General features: G+C 64.0%; 16 protein-coding genes. 7 read left to right on the forward strand and 9 right to left on the reverse strand.

All coding sequences use genetic code 11. From position 1 onward, the window contains the following. Positions 1-17: 17 nt before the first annotated feature. Together ACIPIJ_RS13780 and ACIPIJ_RS13785 are read right to left on the reverse strand one after the other, a co-directional pair. Complete coding sequence (locus ACIPIJ_RS13780) at positions 18-1,379, reverse strand: MFS transporter (protein ID WP_401077321.1); 1,362 nt, start codon at positions 1,377-1,379, stop codon at positions 18-20. Positions 1,380-1,552: 173 nt separating this feature from the next. Continuing rightward, positions 1,553-2,590: a LacI family DNA-binding transcriptional regulator gene (locus ACIPIJ_RS13785; RefSeq protein WP_401077323.1), complete on the reverse strand. Its 1,038-nt coding sequence runs from the start codon at positions 2,588-2,590 to the stop codon at positions 1,553-1,555. Between the two features lie 87 nt (positions 2,591-2,677). On the opposite strand from ACIPIJ_RS13785, the gene ACIPIJ_RS13790 reads away from it, so the two are divergent. Further along, positions 2,678-4,111 (forward strand): PLP-dependent aminotransferase family protein, encoded by a 1,434-nt coding sequence (locus ACIPIJ_RS13790; protein ID WP_401077324.1) that lies wholly within the window; start codon positions 2,678-2,680, stop codon positions 4,109-4,111. On the opposite strand, the gene ACIPIJ_RS13795 is transcribed toward ACIPIJ_RS13790, so the two are convergent. After that, positions 4,104-5,300: a cyanate transporter gene (locus ACIPIJ_RS13795; RefSeq protein WP_401077326.1), complete on the reverse strand. Its 1,197-nt coding sequence runs from the start codon at positions 5,298-5,300 to the stop codon at positions 4,104-4,106. The two genes, ACIPIJ_RS13790 and ACIPIJ_RS13795, sit on opposite strands and share 8 nt — an antisense overlap. Positions 5,301-5,543: 243 nt before the next feature. Between ACIPIJ_RS13795 and ACIPIJ_RS13800 the strand changes: the two genes are divergently transcribed. Further along, positions 5,544-5,981: a carboxymuconolactone decarboxylase family protein gene (locus ACIPIJ_RS13800; RefSeq protein ID WP_401077580.1), complete on the forward strand. Its 438-nt coding sequence runs from the start codon at positions 5,544-5,546 to the stop codon at positions 5,979-5,981. Positions 5,982-6,085: 104 nt separating this feature from the next. Then, entirely contained in the window at positions 6,086-7,615 is a 1,530-nt protein-coding gene (locus tag ACIPIJ_RS13805; protein ID WP_401077328.1) for a catalase, read from the forward strand. A gap of 61 nt (positions 7,616-7,676) precedes the next feature. On the opposite strand, the gene ACIPIJ_RS13810 is transcribed toward ACIPIJ_RS13805, so the two are convergent. Next, on the reverse strand, positions 7,677-8,687 hold the full coding sequence (locus ACIPIJ_RS13810) for an AraC family transcriptional regulator ligand-binding domain-containing protein (RefSeq protein ID WP_401077330.1): 1,011 nt from the start codon (positions 8,685-8,687) through the stop codon (positions 7,677-7,679). Between the two features lie 168 nt (positions 8,688-8,855). On the opposite strand from ACIPIJ_RS13810, the gene ACIPIJ_RS13815 reads away from it, so the two are divergent. From ACIPIJ_RS13815 to ACIPIJ_RS13825, 3 genes are read left to right on the forward strand one after another with little or no spacing between them, the layout of a single operon-like run. Then, positions 8,856-10,040: an acetyl-CoA C-acyltransferase family protein gene (locus ACIPIJ_RS13815; protein WP_401077332.1), complete on the forward strand. Its 1,185-nt coding sequence runs from the start codon at positions 8,856-8,858 to the stop codon at positions 10,038-10,040. Between the two features lie 13 nt (positions 10,041-10,053). Further along, positions 10,054-10,902: a 3-hydroxybutyryl-CoA dehydrogenase gene (locus tag ACIPIJ_RS13820; protein WP_401077334.1), complete on the forward strand. Its 849-nt coding sequence runs from the start codon at positions 10,054-10,056 to the stop codon at positions 10,900-10,902. Between the two features lie 12 nt (positions 10,903-10,914). Next, positions 10,915-11,496: a TetR/AcrR family transcriptional regulator gene (locus ACIPIJ_RS13825; protein WP_401077335.1), complete on the forward strand. Its 582-nt coding sequence runs from the start codon at positions 10,915-10,917 to the stop codon at positions 11,494-11,496. 93 nt (positions 11,497-11,589) lie between these two features. Here the strand turns inward: ACIPIJ_RS13825 and ACIPIJ_RS13830 are convergent, their stop codons facing one another. From ACIPIJ_RS13830 to ACIPIJ_RS13850, 5 genes are read right to left on the reverse strand one after another with little or no spacing between them, the layout of a single operon-like run. Beyond that, positions 11,590-11,967, reverse strand: a complete 378-nt coding sequence (locus tag ACIPIJ_RS13830; RefSeq protein WP_401077337.1) for a response regulator — start codon at positions 11,965-11,967, stop codon at positions 11,590-11,592. Positions 11,968-12,014: 47 nt separating this feature from the next. Next, positions 12,015-13,241 carry an ATP-binding protein gene (locus tag ACIPIJ_RS13835; protein ID WP_401077339.1) on the reverse strand — a complete coding sequence of 409 codons (1,227 nt, stop codon included), beginning with the start codon at positions 13,239-13,241 and terminating at the stop codon, positions 12,015-12,017. Then, positions 13,235-13,810 carry a chemotaxis protein CheB gene (locus ACIPIJ_RS13840; RefSeq protein ID WP_401077341.1) on the reverse strand — a complete coding sequence of 192 codons (576 nt, stop codon included), beginning with the start codon at positions 13,808-13,810 and terminating at the stop codon, positions 13,235-13,237. Before ACIPIJ_RS13840 ends, ACIPIJ_RS13835 begins: the two co-directional genes overlap by 7 nt. Then, on the reverse strand, positions 13,807-14,628 hold the full coding sequence (locus ACIPIJ_RS13845) for a CheR family methyltransferase (RefSeq protein ID WP_401077343.1): 822 nt from the start codon (positions 14,626-14,628) through the stop codon (positions 13,807-13,809). The genes ACIPIJ_RS13840 and ACIPIJ_RS13845 overlap by 4 nt, the downstream gene beginning before the upstream one ends. Continuing rightward, positions 14,625-18,092 carry a response regulator gene (locus ACIPIJ_RS13850; protein ID WP_401077345.1) on the reverse strand — a complete coding sequence of 1,156 codons (3,468 nt, stop codon included), beginning with the start codon at positions 18,090-18,092 and terminating at the stop codon, positions 14,625-14,627. The genes ACIPIJ_RS13845 and ACIPIJ_RS13850 overlap by 4 nt, the downstream gene beginning before the upstream one ends. A gap of 251 nt (positions 18,093-18,343) precedes the next feature. Between ACIPIJ_RS13850 and ACIPIJ_RS13855 the strand changes: the two genes are divergently transcribed. Further along, positions 18,344-18,697 (forward strand): response regulator, encoded by a 354-nt coding sequence (locus tag ACIPIJ_RS13855; RefSeq protein ID WP_401077346.1) that lies wholly within the window; start codon positions 18,344-18,346, stop codon positions 18,695-18,697. Positions 18,698-18,699 lie beyond the last annotated feature (2 nt).

Here is an 18,699-nt window from a genome sequence, read left to right on the forward strand (position 1 = left end):
AGGGTCGAGGTTAAGGTTCAGCGCAGCGGGCTGGTGGCCGCCGCGGGGGTGGATGCTTGCGGCGTCAGCGGGTCCTGCAGGCCATCGACATCCAGGCGCTTGAGCGGCCCGACGATGACCAGGTAGGCGAAGGCGCCCAGCAGGCCCATGGCGGCGACGTAGATCAGCGCGGCGTCGAACGAGCCCTTGCTGACCAGCAGGCCGATGGCGATCGGGGTGACGATGCTGGCGATGTTGCCGCAGAAGTTGAACATCGCCCCGCTGATGCCCATGGCACGCTTGGGCGAGACGTCGCCGACGATGCACCAGCCAAGGTTGCCGACCCCCTTGGCAAAGAATGCGATGGACATCACCAGGATCACCAAGGTTATCGACTGGGTGTAGTTGGCCACCACGATGCTGCTCGACAACAGCAAGCCACAGATGATCGGGGTCTTGCGCGCGGCAGTGAGGCTGAAGCCCTTCTTCAGCATCCAGTCCGACCACACGCCGCCGATCATCCCGCCCAGGCAACCGGCAACCGGCGGTATCGCCGCCACCAGGCCGACCTTGAGCAGGGTCATGCCCTTGGCCTCGATCAGGTAGGTGGGGAACCAGGTGAGGAAGAACCAGGTGATCGACGTCAGGCAGAACTGGCCCAGGTAGATGCCGACCATCATGCGGTTGCCGGCGATGCCACGCAGGCGTGCCCAGCTGAACGGGGTCTTGATATCGCCCATGTCGGGCAGGCCACCGCCCGCTTCGATGTAATCCAGTTCGGCCTGATTGACGCGTTTGTCACGGCGTGGCTCATGCACGCACTTGAACCACAGCAGGCCGATCAGGATGCCGGCCCCGCCGGTCCAGAAAAATACATGCTGCCAACCGAAGCTGTTGAGCAGCAATACCATCAGCGGGGTGAACGCCGCCAGGGCGAAGTACTGCGCCGACTGGAAGATCGCTGTGGCCAGGCCACGCTCGTGGCGCGGGAACCACATCACCGTCAGACGGTTGTTGGCGGGGAATGCTGGCGACTCGGCCACGCCCATCATGAAGCGCAGCACGAACAGCGCCAGGAAGGCCGAGCTGAACAGGTCGACAAAGCCCTGCAGGAAGGTGAAGGTCGACCAGATGATCAGGCTCATGCCCAATACCAGCCGCGAGCCGAAGCGGTCGAGGATCACCCCGCCCGGCAACTGCATGGCCGTGTACGCCCAGCCAAAAGCCGAGAAGGCAATGCCCATGGTCACGGCATCGAAACCGAGGTCGGCGCGCATGGCGGGGGCGGCGATCGACAGCGTGGCGCGGTCGACGTAGTTGAACACGGTGACGATGAAGATCATCGCCAGGATCAGGTAGCGGACGTTGGTCCTGGCTGCCTCTTGGGTTGAAGTGATCACTGTTGTTTTCCTTGTTGTGATGTTCGGCACTGATTCTGACCGATGAATGATTGCGCAATCATTCGTAGCTCAAAAAAACAGCCATCAGCAATAAGGCAGCAGGTGGCTGTGCAATTGATCTTACAATGATTGCGCAATCATTCAAGTGGGCATTCGTCGGTGCGGCGAAAAAATCAGGTGCTCTGGCGATCGATCAAGGTGAAGCCGGTGTCGACCCGCACGGGGTCGGCGCTACCTGCGGGATAGCTGAAGCGCTCAAGCAAGGCCTGTGCGATCTGCTCACCGATAAGCGTACCGTCGACTCGCACAGTGGACAGCGGTGGGTGTACCTGGGCGGCGCTGCTCAAGTCGCCGAAGCCCATCACGGCAAGGTCTTGCGGCACACGCAGGCCACGGCTGGCCGCCTCGGCCAGCACGCCCTGGGCGATGGTATCGGAGCTGCACACCACGACCTCGGGCTGGTAGCCCTGGTCGAGCAGTTGGCGCAGGCCAGTTCGGCCCACTTCGAGAGTCGCCGGCGGCGTGAGGATTTGTGTGGGGATGCCTTGGCAGCCATGCCTGGCCAGTTCCGCCACCAGGCTATTGCAACGGCGCAGGCCACGCGGGTCACCGATGCTGACCACGGCATAGCGCTGGTAGCCTTTGCCCAGCAGATGCCGGGCGATGGCCTCGCCGACGGCTTCATGGGAGAAGCCGACCAGCATGTCCAGTGGGTCCTCGCTGAGGTCCCACGACTCCACCACCGGGATGCCTGACTGGGCCAGGCGCTGGCGGCTGGCTTCAGTGTGCAGGGTGCCGGTCAGGACGATTCCATCGGGGCGCCTGCCCAGCAACGCTTCGATAAGCTTCTCTTCCTGCTCGGCGGAATAGCCGGTCAGGCCAAGCAGGGTCTGGTAGCCGGCGGCCGTCAGGCGGTCCATCAGCGCCTGCACGGTGTCGGCGAAGATCGAGTTGGCGATGGTGGGCAGCAGGATCGCCACCAGCCGGCTCTTGTTGCTGGCCAGGCTACCGGCAAGCATGTTCGACACATAGCCGACCTCGCGCACCGCGGCCAGCACCTTTTCCCGTGCGGCCTTGCTCACAACCTCAGGGCGATGCAGGGCACGCGATACGGTAATCGGCGAGACGCCGGCGACCTTGGCCACATCGATCAGGGTCGGGCTGGATTTGTGAGTGGCATCCTGGGGGGAGGTGCCGGGCTTCTTGGGCATGGTGTTTCCGGGTGGCGGGCGTGAGGGCAGCGGTAGAATTTAGCAAAGATCCGCTATCATCAGCACTCTTGCGTCCTGGACTCCCTCATGGAACTGCACATTCGCCTGGAAGGCCGCAAAGGCTTGGCCGACCAGCTCTACCAGCAGCTGCGCGCCGGCATCGACAGCGGCCACCTGGCCGCCGGCACCCAGTTGCCCCCTACCCGCCTGCTGGCCGAACAGCTGGGGGTGTCGCGCAAGACCGTGGCCGAAGCCTATTCACGGCTGACCTACGACAACCTGCTCAGCGGCGTGGTCGGCCGCGGCACTTTCATCAGCCCGCGCCAATCCGTGCGCAGCAGTGAAGCGCAAGCCGTGCCGCTGGCCGCAGCCGCTTCGCTTGAGCGCTGGCAACAACGCGCCACGGTCCTGGCCAGACGCACGCAGGAAGCCGCATCGCGGTATGACTTCGTGGGCGGTGCCTCGATCAAGTCGCAATTCCCCTTCGACCACTGGCGCAGTTGCCTGAACTACGCCCTGCGCCGTAGCCAGCGCCACCCCGAACGGCAATTCCCGGCGCAGGGCCTGCCCGAACTGCGCGAAGCCATCGCCCACCACATCGCCTACGCCCGCGGTGTGCACTGCAGTGCTGCAGATATCCTGGTGTGCAACGGTGCCCAGCAGGCCCTGGACCTGATTGCCCGGGTACTGATCGAGCCTGGCTGCCCGGTGGCAATGGAAGACCCCGGCTACCCGCCGGCACGCCAACTGTTCCTGGCCCTGGGCGCCCGCCTGCAGTCGGTACCGGTGGATGAGCACGGCATGTGCGTGGAGCAGATCGCCGAGGGCACCCGGCTGATCTACGTGACGCCGTCACACCAGTTTCCGCTCGGCATGCCGATGAGCGCACCGCGCCGCCAGGCCTTGCTGGACAGGGCCGCCGCGCTGGGTGCGTTGATCATCGAAGACGACTACGACTGCGAGTTCCGATATCAGGGCCCGGCTTGCGACGCCCTGCAGCGCCTCGACCAGCATGGCTTGGTGGCCTACGTCGGGACCTTCTCCAAGACCTTGCTGGCGGAACTGCGCCTGGGCTATGCGGTGCTGCCACCGGCAGTGCTCAGCGCCGCCTGCGTGGCCAAGCACCTGAGCGACTGGCACAGCCCCACGCTGCTGCAGTGGGCGCTTGCCCGGTTTATCAGCGAAGGCCACCTGAGCAAGCACATCCGCCGTTGCCACGACATCTACAGCGCCCGCCGCACGCGCATACTGGCACGGCTGGAGGGCGACCTGGCGCCCTGGTTCACTGCCGTACCGGCCAGTGCCGGCTTTCACCTCAGCGCGCTGGCGCAGCCGGGGGTCGATGTCGAGCTGCTGGCCAAGCTTGCCCGCAAGGTTGAAGTCGGCCTTTACTCCCTGGCCCCGTTCTTCAGCGAGGCCCCCGTGCGCCCAGGGCTGGTGTTCGGTTTTGGCGCCATCGAACTGCTGGATATCGACCCGGCGCTGGACCGCGTGCGCGATACCTTGCAACGCCTCAGCTGACGGTCGACGTTTGGCTTGCCTGCCTTGGCCGGGCAATGGCGGCAGCGTAACTGCGCGGCGCGAAGCACGTGGTCACCAGCAACATGGCCAGCACGGTGATGGTCAACAGTGTCCACGACGCCTGAAAATCGCCGCTGACATCGCGAAGCCAGCCGGTGACGTACGGCACGGTGCCGGTGATGATGAAACCGATACCCTGCACGAACGCCGCCAGGTTGCCCGCCTCGCCGGGTGTTTTCAGGTGTTCCAGGGTCAAGGTCAGGCTCAGGCTGAAGCAGGCCCCCAGGCCAAACCCGATCATCGCCACCCACACGGCCATGGCCAGGGTAGGCGCCAACAGCAAGCCAAGAAAGCCCGCCAGCTGGATCGACAACGCTAGCCACAGCCCAGGGCGACGGTCCACCCAACGCCGCAGCAGCAACGGCAAACCGAGTGCGCCGGCCACCTGGAAGACGGTCATCAGGCCGACCAGATCACCGCCGCCCTGGGCTGTGCCGCCATGCTCCAGGTGATAGGCCGGCAGCCAGGCAACCATGCTGGTGTAGCCACCATTGATCAGGCCGAAGTACAGCGCCAGCAGCCACGCCCGGCGCGTGCCGAACCAGTGCCCACCGGTAGCCCCCGCCAGTTTCGGTGTTGCGTCGCGCGGGTGCAGCGCGGCCCAGGCGAGTACCGCCAGCAGCGCCGGAATCGCCCACAGGCCAAGGCCGGCCTGCCAGTGGCCGAAGTACCCGCTGATATGCGGCCCGAGCACTGCTGCCAGCCCACCACCGCTCATCAAGGCCGCCGAGTACACGCCCATGGTTGCAGCCAGACGGCTGGCGAACCAGCGGTTGACCAGCCCCGGCATCATGCCCTGCACCACCGCTACGCCCAGCCCGGCCAGCACCGCACTGGCAAGCAGCGCCCAGGCGCTGTCCAGTTGCAGCCGCCACAGGCAAGCCAGAGCAATGGCCGCCAGTCCGCCGAGCATGCCACCGTGTTCGCTGATCCAGCGTCGCAGCCAGGGTTGCAGCAGCGGCACCAGGCCCATGCACAACACCGGCAACGCGGTCAGCAGCGCGGCCTGCTGGTAGCCCAGCCCGGTACTGGTGCGCATCGGTTCAAGCAACGGGCCGATGCTGGTCAGGATCGGCCGAAGGTTCAGCGCCAGCAACATCACCAGCAGTAGATTCAACGCACCTCTCATGGCCGACTTGCCTGCATCCACTGCATGAAGCGTACTTCGTGCATCGATCAATTCTCCTGATTCAAGACCGCTTCATTATCCCGACTCGCCGGGCCGGACAGAAATGAAGAGATTGGATGCACGTCAGTGCGCACCTGAATGGTGCAATTGGCCTCCTGGCAATGCGCAGGATTGGCTATCGGGCAGTCGGGCGGGCGGCGCTAAGGTAGCGCCATGTCCACCCCACCGTCTTTGGAGATCGTCATGCACAACCGTATCGAATGGGCCAAGCACTCACCTGATGCCTACAAAGCCATGGTCGGCCTGGAGCAGGCCCTGGCCAAGAGCGGCCTGGAGAACTCGCTGCTGGAACTGGTGCGCCTGCGCGCTTCGCAGATCAACGGCTGCGCCTATTGCGTGAACATGCATGCCAATGACGCACGCAAGGCCGGCGAAACCGAGGCGCGGTTGCAGACGCTGAGCGTCTGGCAGGAAACCCGCTACTTCACCCCGCGCGAGCGCGCAGCATTGGCCTGGGTCGAGAGCCTCACCCGTCTGCCTGAGCGGGGTGCGCCACAGCCGGAATACGACGCGCTGCAAGCGCACTTCGAGCCAGCCGAGGTGGTCAACCTGACCCTGGCGATCGCCACCATCAATGCCTGGAACCGGTTCGGCGTGGGGTTTGCCATGGTGCCGGCATAAACCACAAACAACGAAATACCGCCATAGATGGCGATTTTTCTGACAGTGAATTGCGGGCGGCGTTACTAGCATCGGCTTCCGACTCTCAACCGTGAGCGCTTTCCATGCGAGTAACACCCCTGACCTCTTCTGCTTCGGTGCTCTTGTGCGCCACCCTGGTTGCCAGTTCCGTGCTGCACGCCGAGCCCCTGACCCGCGACAACGGTGCACCGGTCGGCAACAACCAGCACTCGCAGACCGTTGGCGCTGCTGGCCCTACCCTGCTGCAAGATGTGCAACTGCTGCAGAAACTCCAGCGCTTCGACCGCGAGCGCGTACCCGAGCGTGTGGTGCATGCCCGCGGTACGGGCGCACACGGTGAATTCACCGCCTTCGAAGACCTTGGCGCACTGACCCAGGCGCCGCTGTTCACCCCAGGGCAGAAAACTCCGGTGTTCGTCCGCTTCTCTTCGGTGATACATGGCCTGCACTCGCCCGAGACACTGCGTGACCCGCGTGGTTTCGCCACCCGGTTCTACTCCAGCACCGGCAACTGGGACCTGGTAGGCAACAACTTCCCGACGTTCTTCATTCGCGACGCGATCAAGTTCCCGGACATGGTGCATGCCTTCAAGCCCGACCCGCGCAGCAACCTGGGCAACGACGCCAGGCGCTTCGACCTGCTGTCGCACATGCCGGAAGCCACCCGCACGCTGACGCTGCTCTACTCCAACGAAGGGACGCCAAAGAGCTACCGGCATATGGATGGCAACAGCGTCCATGCCTACAAGTTCGTCAATGCCCAGGGCCAGCCCACCTACGTGAAGTTCCACTGGAAGAGCCTGCAGGGCCAGGAAAACCTCGACCCCAAGGCCGTCGAGAACATTCAGGGCAAGGACTTCAACCCTATGACCCAGGACCTGGTCAGCGCCATCGACCGTGGCGACTACCCCAAGTGGGACCTCTACATTCAGACCCTGCGCCCGGAGCAACTGACGCGCTTCGAGTTCGACCCGCTGGACGCCACCAAGATCTGGCCTGATGTGCCCGAACGCCGGGTCGGCCAGATGGTACTCAACCGCAATGTCGACAACTTCTTCCAGGAAACCGATCAAGTTGCCCTGGCACCTTCCAACCTGATCCCCGGCATCGAGCCCTCCGAAGATCGCTTGTTGCAAGGCCGGTTGTTCTCCTACGCCGACACGCAGATGCACCGGGTCGGTGCCAATGCTGGCAGCCTGCCAATCAACCAGCCACGGGTGGCTGTCAACAACGGCAACCAGGATGGCGCACTCAACCCCAACCGCACCCGTGGCATGGTCAATTACGAACCCAGCCGCCTGCAGCCACGTACCAGCACAGAGTCGGCACGCTACAGCCAACTACCGGTAAGCGGGACCACCCAGCAACAGGGCATCACGAAGCAGCAAAACTTCAAGCAGGCCGGTGAGCTGTACCGCTCATATAGCAAAAGCGAGCAACAGGACCTGGTGAACAGCTTTGGCCAGTCGCTCGCCGGGGCCGACGCCGAGAGCAAGCACATCATGCTTTCGTTCCTGTACAAGGCAGATGCCGAGTATGGCGCGGGGGTGACCAAGGTCGCCAAGGGCGACTTGAGCCGGGTCAAGGCGTTGGCGGCCAACCTGGAGGACTGAGGTTTTTAGCCCAGGCCCTTTCGTGCGCTGCGTGCACGAAAGGGCCGATGCCGAGCGCTGGCTACCGCCCAACCAACTTCGCCCGGTAGCTGCCTGGGCTCTGCCCTGTCCACTTCTTGAACGCTCGATGAAACGCACTGGGCTCCTGAAAGCCTGCCTGCTCGGCAATCTCGGCAATACTCATCACCCCCTCACGCAAGCGCTCGAAGGCCATGGCACGGCGCACTTCATCCTTGATTTGCTGATACGAACGCCCTTCCCGCTCCAGCTGCCGACGGAAGGTACTGGCACTGATACCCTGCAGATTGGCCAGCGCCTCCAGGGTCGGCCACTGCCCGTAGCGCCGCGCGCGCAAATGGCGGTATACCTCGGCGACCACGCCATTCTGGTTGCGAAAGCGGATCACCAGGCCCTGCGGTGCACTGCGCAGGAAGGTCTTGAGCCCGCCGAGGTCCTGCACCACGGGCAGCTTCAAGTAAGCACTGTCGAACTCGACCTCGGTACGCCCGCTGCCCAGGCGCAGGTCTGGCCCCCACAGCAGCAGGTCGTCCTCCTGGGCCGGGCGCGCCACCGCAAGCTCAGTGCGGTCAATCGCGATGCGCCGCCCGGCCAACCAGCACAGCAGGCCGATCACCAGCACCAGGTAGGTTTCCTCGGCGTAGACCCGCGTCTGCGGGTTGGCAATGGCCGACTGTACGCTGATCAGCGCCCGGCCACCGCGCACCGTCAGGCTGCCACGCAGGTCACGCAGGAACAGGCCGAAGTTGCCCATGCATTGGCGCAGGGCCTTTTCCAGGTTCGGCTCCTGGATCAGGCCACGGCAAATCAGCGCGAAGCTGCCCAACGGCATGCCATGGCTGTCGAGGCGAAAGAATTCGTCATCGAGCAGGTGGATCAGCACCAGCCAGAGCTGAGCGAACGCCTTGGCCGGTACGCGGGCCTGGGGCTGGCCGAGCTGCGCCGGGTCGATACCCACTGCGCGCAGGTGCACATCACGCGCTTCGGGCTGATCGCGCAGGGCATGCAGCATGGCGTTGAGAAAGTACACGGCGACCGTATCGGTATCGCGCATGGCGGCATTCGCTGTCTATGCTGAGTGGCAAAAAGTGCCAGGTTGACTGAACAGATCCGGCATAGGCTGCAACAGTGCCTTTGCCTAGACTCGGACCCCATCCGGGATCGCCGGCCATTCTCGCAGAGCCTGGCCCGCTCCCGCCATGCCTTCGCAATCGGAGCCTCTATGAGCAGCGCAGAAATCTACGTCGTCAGTGCCGTCCGTTCCGCCATCGGTGGTTTTGGCGGTTCGCTCAAGGACCTGCCCTTGGCAGACCTCGCCACCGCCCTCTGCCGCGCCGCCGTCGAGCGTTCGGGTGTGGCGGCCGAACAGATCGGCCACGTGGTCATGGGCAGCGTCATCCCCACCGAGCCGCGCGACGCCTACCTGGCCCGGGTGGCCGCAATGAACGCTGGAATTCCCAAGGAAACCCCGGCCTTCAACGTCAACCGCCTGTGCGGTTCGGGCCTGCAGGCCATCGTTTCGGCCACCCAGTGCCTGCTGCTCGGTGACACCGACGTGGCACTGGCCGCCGGTGCCGAGTCCATGAGCCGCGGCCCCTACCTGCTGCCGCAGGCCCGCTGGGGTGCGCGCATGGGCGACCTGCAAGGCATCGACTACACCGTCGGCGTGCTGCAGGACCCGTTCGAGCATTTCCACATGGGCATCACTGCAGAAAATGTCGCTGCCAAGCACGGCATCACCCGCGAGATGCAGGATGAACTGGCCCTGACCAGCCAGCGCCGCGCCGCCCGCGCCCTCGCCGAAGGGCGTTTCGACAGCCAGATCGTGCCGCTGCAACTGAAAACCCGCAAAGGCACCGTCGAGTTCGCCGTGGACGAGCACGTGCGTGGCGATGTGACCGCCGAACAACTGGCCGGCATGAAGACCGTGTTCAAGAAAGACGGGACGGTCACCGCCGGCAACGCCAGCGGCATCAACGACGGTGCTGCCGGCCTGGTGCTGGCCACCGGTGACGCCGTGCGCCGCCTGGGCCTCAAGCCGCTGGCACGCCTGGTGGCCTACGCCCACGCCGGCGTCGAGCCAGAGCTGATGGGCCTGGGCCCGATCCCGGCCACGCGCAAGGTGCTGGAAAAGGCCGGCCTGAACATCAGCGACCTGGACGTGATCGAGTCCAACGAAGCCTTCGCCGCGCAGGCCTGCGCCGTGGCGCGTGCCCTGGACTTCGACCCGGAGAAGGTCAACCCGAACGGTTCCGGTATTTCCCTGGGCCACCCGGTCGGTGCGACCGGCGCGATCATCGCCACCAAGGCCATCCATGAACTGCAGCGCACCCAGGGCCGCTACGCGCTGGCCACCATGTGCATCGGCGGCGGCCAAGGCATCGCCGTTGTCTTCGAGCGCGTCTGAGGGAAGTGGCACCATGAACATTGAACACATCGCCGTGATCGGCGCTGGCACCATGGGCAACGGCATCGCGCAGGTGTGCGCGGTGGCCGGCTACCAGGTGCTGCTGGTGGACGTTGCCGACGCTGCGCTTGCGCGCGGCATGGCCACGCTGAGCAAGAACCTGGAGCGCCAGGTCAACAAAGGCACGCTCGACGCCGAGCGTGCCGAAGCGGCCAAAACCCGCATCCGCACCAGCACCGACTATGCCCAGTTGAGCACAGCGCAGCTGGTGATCGAAGCGGCCACCGAGAGCCTGCAGCTCAAGCAACGCATCCTGCAGCAGGTGGCGGCCCACGTCGCGGCCGACTGCCTGATCGCCACCAACACCTCGTCGCTCTCGGTGACCCAACTGGCGGCCAGCATCGAGCACCCCGAGCGCTTCATTGGCGTGCACTTTTTCAACCCGGTGCCGATGATGGCCCTGGTCGAGATCATCCGCGGCCTGCAGACCAGCGACAGCACCTACGCCCAGGCGCTGCTGGTCACCGAAAAGCTCGGCAAGACCCCGATCACCGCCGGCAACCGCCCAGGCTTCGTGGTCAACCGCATCCTGGTGCCGATGATCAACGAAGCGATCTTCGTGCGCCAGGAAGGCCTGGCCAGCGCCGAGGACATCGACACCGGCATGCGCCTGGGCTGCAACCAGCCGATCGGCCCGCTGGCCCTGGCCGATCTGATTGGCCTGGACACCTTGCTGGCGATCATGGAGGCCTTCCACGAAGGCTTCAATGACAGCAAGTACCGCCCTGCCCCGCTGCTCAAGGAAATGGTCGCCGCCGGCTGGTTGGGACGCAAGACTGGCCGCGGCTTCTTCACCTACTGAGGAGCGAACAGCATGCCCCCGGTCAATGCCGCGATGCGCTGTGCCAACTTTGAAGAGCGACGCGACCGGGCCATGGCACTGTTTGCCGAGAAAGGCTTCGGCCAGGTCAGCATGCGCGAGCTGGCGGCGCATGTAGGGTTGACCGCGGGCTCGCTGTATCACCACTTCCCCAGCAAGCAGGACCTGCTGTACGACTTGATCGAGGAGTTGTACGAGGAACTGCAGGCGACCCTGGAGCTTGGCCGCCGGGCCATGGCCCGGGGCGGTTCGGCGCTGTCGTGCCTGATTGCGGCGCATTGGCAGTTGCACGCCCAGCGGCCGCTGCAGTTTCGGCTGGCGGAGCGGGATTTCTGTTGCCTGACCGAAGCGCAACAGGGGCGCCTGGCGTCGTTGCGCAAGGGCTATGAGGCGGGATTGCTACGGTTGATTGCGCCGCAGGCGAAATTACCGGGGGATGCGCTGCTGGCGACGGCGCATGTGGTGGCGACGTTGCTGAACCAGTTGCCGGGAATGCTCAAGGGCTTGCCGGAAGAACAGGGCTTGGGGCTGATGGAGAGCTTGCTCGTGGGTGGAATAGAGCGGACGCTTCGGTAGCCATTCAGGGCCTCTTCGCGGGACAAGCCCGCTCCCACAGATGCACCGCCACGTCTGTGGGAGCGGGCTTGCCCCGCGAAGAGCCCTGTGTACTCAGCGCAGCAGGGCCTGGATCTGCTGATGCAGGGTATCCAGATCAAACGGCTTGGCCAGGATCGGCGCCTTGCGCGCGATCGGGCTGCCCGACTCTAGAATTTCCGCCGGATACCCGCTGATGAAGATCACCTTCAGGTCCGGTCGCAACTTCACTGCAGGCTCGGCGATCTCCACCCCCGAGATGCCACCGGGCAATCGAAAATCGGTGACCATCAAGTCCAGGTGCGGCTTGCTCGCCAGGATAGCGAACGCCTGCTCACCGTCTTCAGCCACCAGCACGTGGTAGCCCTCGCCTGCCAGGTAATCACGCAGGATCATGCGAATCGCCGGTTCATCCTCGACGACCAGAACCACATCTTGTGCATCTTCACTCATGACAACAACGCCTTGAAATTCATACAGTTGGCCATCTGACCCCAGGCTCAGGCAGAGGTTGCCCGCACCTGATCGTTTTGTTCTGTCAGCCCCGTCAGCGGTAATTGCAGGCTGAACGTGGCGCCCTTGCCCTCTTCACTTTCGACCTGAATATGCCCACCGTGGGCCTGGACAATTTGCTCCGAAATATACAACCCCAGCCCCAGCCCACCGCTGGCCTGCTGCGTGGCTACCCGCTCGAACTGCTGGAAGATCCGCTGCTGGTTGGCACCGCTGATGCCGATGCCGTGGTCTTGAACCTGCACCCAGGCTATGCCCTGACGCTCGAACACTCGGACTTCGACCGGCTGGCGTTCGCCATAACGCAAGGCATTGGACAACAGGTTGGCCACCACTTGTTCAATCCGAAATTCATCCCACTCACCGTACAGCGGCTCACAGCACTGCAGGTCGATGCGGGTGCCCAGCGCCGTGGCCTGGGCGGCGAAATTTTCCACCAGGCCACGCACCAGCTGGCCAAGGTCGAACAGCTTGGGCCGCAGCGACAGCTTGCCGGTGCGGATGCGAGAAACATCGAGCATGTCCTCGATCAGCCGGATCAGGCTGTTGATCTGCCGTTCGTCGCGCTCGACCATGGCCTGCAGCTTGTCCACGCTGAACGCGTCGAGGTTGCCGCGCCCCAGGTGCATCTTGCGCAGCTGGGTTTCCAGGATCAGGCCATTGAGCGGCGTGCGTACCTCGTGCGAAACAATGGACATGAAATCGTCGCGCATGCGCACCGCATGCTCCAGCTCACCGCGCGCCACCTGCAACTGGGCCAACAGCTGCTCCTGCTCCTGGCGGCTGCGTTCCAGGGCCTGCAACTGCCGGTCGAGCACTTTTCGCTGGCGGAACAGGTCGACGAACACCGAGACCTTGCTCTTCACCGCCAAGGTGTCGAGCGGCTTGTGCAAGAAGTCGACCGCGCCACTTTCGTAACCCTTGAAGGCATAGTTCATTTCGCGCCCGGCGGCGGTGACGAAGACGATCGGGATATTGCGGGTCTTTTCCGTGCCGCGCATCAGCTCGGCCAGCTCGAAGCCGTTCATCCCCGGCATCTGCACGTCGAGGATGGCCAGGGCGAATTCGTGCTCCAGCAACAACGACAAGGCGGCTTCGGCAGACTGGGCCTGGTGCACCTCGCGGTCTTCGCCCTGGATCAAGGCGTCGAGGGCCAGCAGGTTTTCCGGCAGGTCGTCGACGATCAGCAGTTTGGCGGTGATGAGGCTTAGCATGCGCTGGGTTCCAGGGTAGCGAGCAACTGCCCGATACCACTCAGAGAAAGAATATGGTCGGGCTGGTGCAGGGCCAATGCGGCCTCCGGCATCAGCGCCACCTGGGCATCACGGGGGTCCTGGACCACGGTCCGGCCGCCGCTTTTGTTGATGTAGGCAAGGCCTTTGGCGCCATCTTCGTTGGCCCCGGTCAGCAAGATGCCGAGCAGGCCTTCACCGTAGGCGTCGGCCGCCGAGATGAACAAAAAGTCGATCGCCGGGCGGGAAAAATGCACCGGCTCCTCCTGGCTCAGCGACAAGCGCAAATCGCGTTCCACCGACAGGTGATAACCCGGCGTCGCCACGTAGATCTGGCCCGCAGCGATAGCCTCTTTGTCACTGGCCTCGCGCACCGGCCGGTGCAGGCGCCGCTGCAGCACCTCGGCCAGGTGGCTGTGGCGGTCATCCGGCAGGTGCAGCACGCACAATACCGGGGTAGCGAACGCCGCCGGCAAATCGCCGAGCACCTGGAACAACGCCTGCACGCCGCCCGCCGAGGCACCGATCACCACCGCACGGATACCGTTCATGATTTGCGGTAGATCCGTTCGGGCTTGACCAGCGGCTCGAAGCGGTCGCTGTAAGCGGAAAAGTCCACCGATTCCTTGCTGCCCAGCACCAGGAAACCACGGTGGCACAACGACTCGTGGAACAGGCCCAGAGCCCGGTCCTGCAAGTCCTTGTTGAAGTAGATCAACACATTGCGGCATGACACCAGCTGGGTTTCGGAAAACACGCTGTCGGTGGCCAGGCTATGGTCGGCGAAGGTCACGTTGTCGCGCAGGCTGCCGTCCATGATGGCGTTGCCGTAGGCGGCCGTGTAGTACTCGGTAAAGTCGCGGCGCCCGCCGGCCAGGCGGTAGTTCTCCTCATACTCGTGCATGCTTTGCATCGAGTAGATACCTTGCTTGGCCCTGTCCAGCGAGTGCGGGTTGATGTCGGTGGCATAGATGATGGTGCGCTCGAGCAGGCCTTCCTCACGCAGCAGGATAGCCATCGAATACACCTCTTCGCCGGTGCTGCAGCCGGCGATCCAGATCTTGATCGACGGCCAGGTGCGCAGCAGCGGCACCACTTCGTTGCGCAAGGCAAGGAAGTGGCTCGGGTCACGAAACATCTCGCTGACCGGGATGGTCAGGAACTGCAGCAACTGCATGAACATGCCCGGGTCGTGCAGCACCCGCTCCTGCAGGGCCGACACCGTCAGGCAGTCGAACTGGCGCAGGGCATGGAGGATCCGGCGCTTGATCGAAGCGCCGGAATAATTGCGAAAATCGTAGCTGTACTTGAGGTAGATCGCCTCGATCAGTAGCCGGATCTCGATGTCGGTGTTGCGCTCGCTAGTCAAATTCGCTCCAGTTGCGGCAGCCACACGCGGATCAACGAGAACAGGCGGTCCAGGTCGATCGGTTTGGCCAGGTAATCATTGGCGCCAGCCTGCAGGCATCGCTGCTGGTCATCCTTCATCGCCTTGGCGGTCACGGCGATGATCGGCAGCTTGCGCCAGCGCGGTTGCTGGCGGATCAGCCGGGTCGCCTCGAAGCCGTCCATCTCCGGCATCATCACGTCCATCAGCACCAGGTCGATGTCGTCGTGCTGCTCCAGTCGCTCGATGGCCTCGCGCCCGTTGCGGCCGATCTCGACGATGGCGCCCTTGTGCTCCAGGGCACTGGTGAGGGCAAAGATGTTACGCACATCATCATCCACCAGCAGTATCTTGCGGCCCTCGAACACCTTGTCACGGCTGCGCGCGGTCTTGAGCATGCGCTGGCGTTCATGGGACAACTGCGATTCGACTTTGTGCAGGAACAGTGTCACTTCGTCGAGCAGACGCTCTGGCGAGCGGGCGCCCTTGATGATGATCGAGCGCGAATACTTGAGCAGGTCGGTTTCTTCTTCGCGGGTGAGGTTGCGCCCGGTGTAGACGATCACCGGCGGGAATGCGCGGATATCCTCGGCGGTCATGCGCTTGAGCAGCTCGTTGCCGAGCATGTCCGGCAGCTTGAGGTCGATGATCATGCAGTCGTAGATGTTTTCGCGCAGCAGCGCCAGGGCATCCTGGGCCAAGGCCACGGCGGTGATCTCGATATCATCGTCGCCAATCAGGCGGGCGATGCTCTCGCGCTGCAAGTCGTCGTCTTCCACCAGCAGGATGTGCTTGAGCTTCTGCGTCAGCTTCGCTTCCAGGCGGCCGAACACCTCCTTGAGCTCTTCACGGCTGGTCGGTTTGACCGCATAGCCCACTGCGCCCATGTGCATGGCCGCCTCGACGCGGTCTTCCACCGAAATGATGTGCACCGGAATGTGCCGGGTGGCGGCCAGTTCCTTGAGGCGCTGCAGCACGGTAAGGCCGGAATGGTCGGGCAGGCGCATGTCCAGCAGGATCGCATCGGGGATGTACTGCGCGGCCAGCGCGAAGCCCTCGTCGGCGCCCTGGGCCACCAGGCAGCTGTAGCCCAGTTCATGAGCCAGGTCGAAGAGGATGCGGGCGAAGTTCGGTTCGTCTTCGATCACCAGGATGCAGCGGTTGTCGAACGGTGCCCGCTCGCGGTCGTCGGCGAAGGCCGGTGCCGGCAGTTTCGGCGCCACCGCCAAGGCGACCTTGGGTGCTGGCGGCAGGGTGTCGACCGCCGGGCGCAGGCTGAGGGCCTCGACCTCATCGGCTTCGGCCTCGTAGCGCTCCGGCACGATCAGGCTGAACACGCTGCCCTGCCCCGGGCTGCTGTCGACACTGATCTGCCCGCCCAGCAAGTGCGCCAGGTCACGGGAGATCGACAGGCCCAGGCCGGTGCCGCCGTAGCGACGGTTGCTGCTGCCGTCGACCTGGTGGAAGGCGCCGAAGATCGCCTGCTGCTGGTCGGCGGCGATACCGATGCCCGAATCGCGCACAGCGAAGACGATACCGGTACCGGCCTGGTAACTGATGGCCATGCTGACCTGGCCGTGGTCGGTGAACTTGATGGCGTTGGACAGCAGGTTCTTGAGAATCTGCTCCAGGCGCTGGCGGTCGGTGAACAGCGTGACCGGAACCTGCGGCTCGACCTTGACCTCGAAGGCCAGGCCCTTGTGCTCGGCCAGGGGCAGGAACATGCCACGCAGGCCCTCGACCAGGCGCTCCAGCTGGGTGGTCTCGGGGCGCACTTCAAGCTTGCCGGCTTCGACCTTGGCGATGTCGAGGATGTCGTTGATCAGGTTCAACAGATCGTTACCGGCCGAATAGATCGACTCGGCGAACTTGACCTGCTCGGCGCTGAGGTTGCCCTCGCCGTTCTCGGCCAGCAGCTTGGCCAGGATCAGCGAGCTGTTGAGCGGCGTGCGTAGCTCGTGGGACATGTTGGCGAGGAACTCGGACTTGTACTTGCTCGAACGCTGCAAGTCGTCGGCGCGGGCCTGCAGTTCTGCCTGGGCCTGGCTCAGTTCGTCGTTCTTGCGGTCCAGCGCGTCGGTGCGCTCGGACAACTGCTCGTTGGTCTGCTCCAGTTCCGCCTGCTGGGTTTCCAGGTGGGCCTGAGACTCCTTGAGCACGCGCGACTGCTCTTCGAGCTCTTCGTTGGCGGTCTTGAGCTCTTCCTGCTGCACCTGCAGCTCTTCGTTGAGCTGCTGGGTTTCGGCCAGCACCTCCTGCAGGCGTTGACGGTAGCGGGCGCTTTCGATGGACATGCCCAGGTTGCCGCCGACCCGTTCCAGCAGCTCGTCGTCACGCGCCTGCAACGGGCGAAGGAAGCCCAGTTCGATCACCCCGTTGATCTGGCCATCATCGATGGCCGGCATCAACAAGGCACTGCGCGGCAGGCCGCTGCCCAGGCCGGAGCTGAGGCGGTAGTAGTCTTCAGGCAAGTCCTCCAGGCGCAGCAGGCGGCCTTCGCGCACCGCCTGGGCGAGCAGGCCATCATTGGCCGCCAGCACCTGTTCGCGGGCCTGCTCTTCGGCATCCAGGCCGTAGCTGGCCACGCGCACCAGGCGGCCATGGCCATCGCGCACGTACACCGCGCCCACCACACTGCCCAGGTAGCTGGCGAAGAAGCGCAGGATGTTGTCGCCGAGCATCGGCAGGGTCAGCTGGCCCAGCACCTGTTCAGCCAGTTGGGTCTGGCCGTTGCGCAGCCAGGCTTGGTTTTCCAGGCGCTCGGCCGAGCGTTGCTGGGCCTGGAGGTTGTCGTTGTAACTGTTCGACAACGCCAGCAAGTCACGACGCCCCAGGTACGCCAGCAACGCGCTGAGGCCGACGATGAACAGCACGAAGGCCGAAATGGCCGTCACCGTGACGCTGCTGACCTTCTCGTTACGCGCCATGCGCAGCTGCTGCTCGGTGCCGATCAGGCCGTCGAACTCCTTGCGAATCTCGTCAGTGATGCGCTTGCCGCGGCCGTTGCCCACCGATTCCCGGTAAGCGCCGCCATTGCGGCGCTGGCTGATCATCTCGCTGCCGAAATCGTTCCAGGCCTGCTGCAGGGCAATCAGGCGGTCGATGCGGTCGACCTGCTGCGGGTTGTCTTCGACCATACCGCGCAGGCTGTTCAGGCTGCCAAGGATCTTCGGCTTGGCCACCTCGTAGGGGTCGAGAAAACGTTCGTCACCGGTGATCAGGAACCCGCGCATGCCGGTTTCCATGTCGATCGACAGCTTGACCGTTTCGTTGGCATTACCGATCACCCGATCGGTGTGCTCGACCCATTGCATGGCCGACAGCAGGTAATTGATCACCGCGACAAAGGCCACGGCACCGAGCAGGCCCACCCCCAGGGGCAGGCCGATGTTGCGGCTCAACAGCTTGCGGAAGCTTTGCTGGTCCATCGAGGCTGCTTGAATCATGTGGAAACGCCCGAGCGAAAAAAATCCATTGAACAGTGTGGCGGCTGAAGCCTGTCATTGCATGCCGCTGCGCTCACCGGTTAACAAGCCAGTCTAACCAGCTTTGCCGGCTTCGGCAGGGCATTTAGCCAGTATTTGAAGGTGGCGATCGTCAAACGTTCCATCGTGTTGCAACGATCGGTATCCTCAGGGAACTTCTGCTGCCGCCTGGCGCACAGAATAAAGACATTCTTTTGGGACAGGATCACACAATGCACCTCTTGGTAGTCGAAGATGACGACATCGTCCGTATGCTGATGGTCGAAGTGCTCGACGAACTGGGCTATGCGGCCATCGAGGCGGAGTGCGCCAGCGCTGCGCTGAAAATTCTCGAAGACCCCAACCAGCCCCTGGCCCTGCTGATGACCGACGTTGGCTTGCCGGACATGCGCGGCGAAGAGCTTGCGGCCAAGGCCCGTGTGCTGCGGCCCTTGCTGCCGGTGCTGTTCGCCAGCGGTTATGCCGAAAGCCTGAACGTGCCTGAAGGGATGCACATGATCGGCAAGCCGTTCAGCATCGATCAGCTGCGTGACAAAGTGGTGGGCATCCTGGGCACGGCCGTGTAGGC

The sequence above is a fragment of the Pseudomonas sp. NPDC087185 genome (assembly GCF_044744955.1).
In the GTDB taxonomy this organism is placed as follows: Bacteria; Pseudomonadota; Gammaproteobacteria; order Pseudomonadales; family Pseudomonadaceae; genus Aquipseudomonas.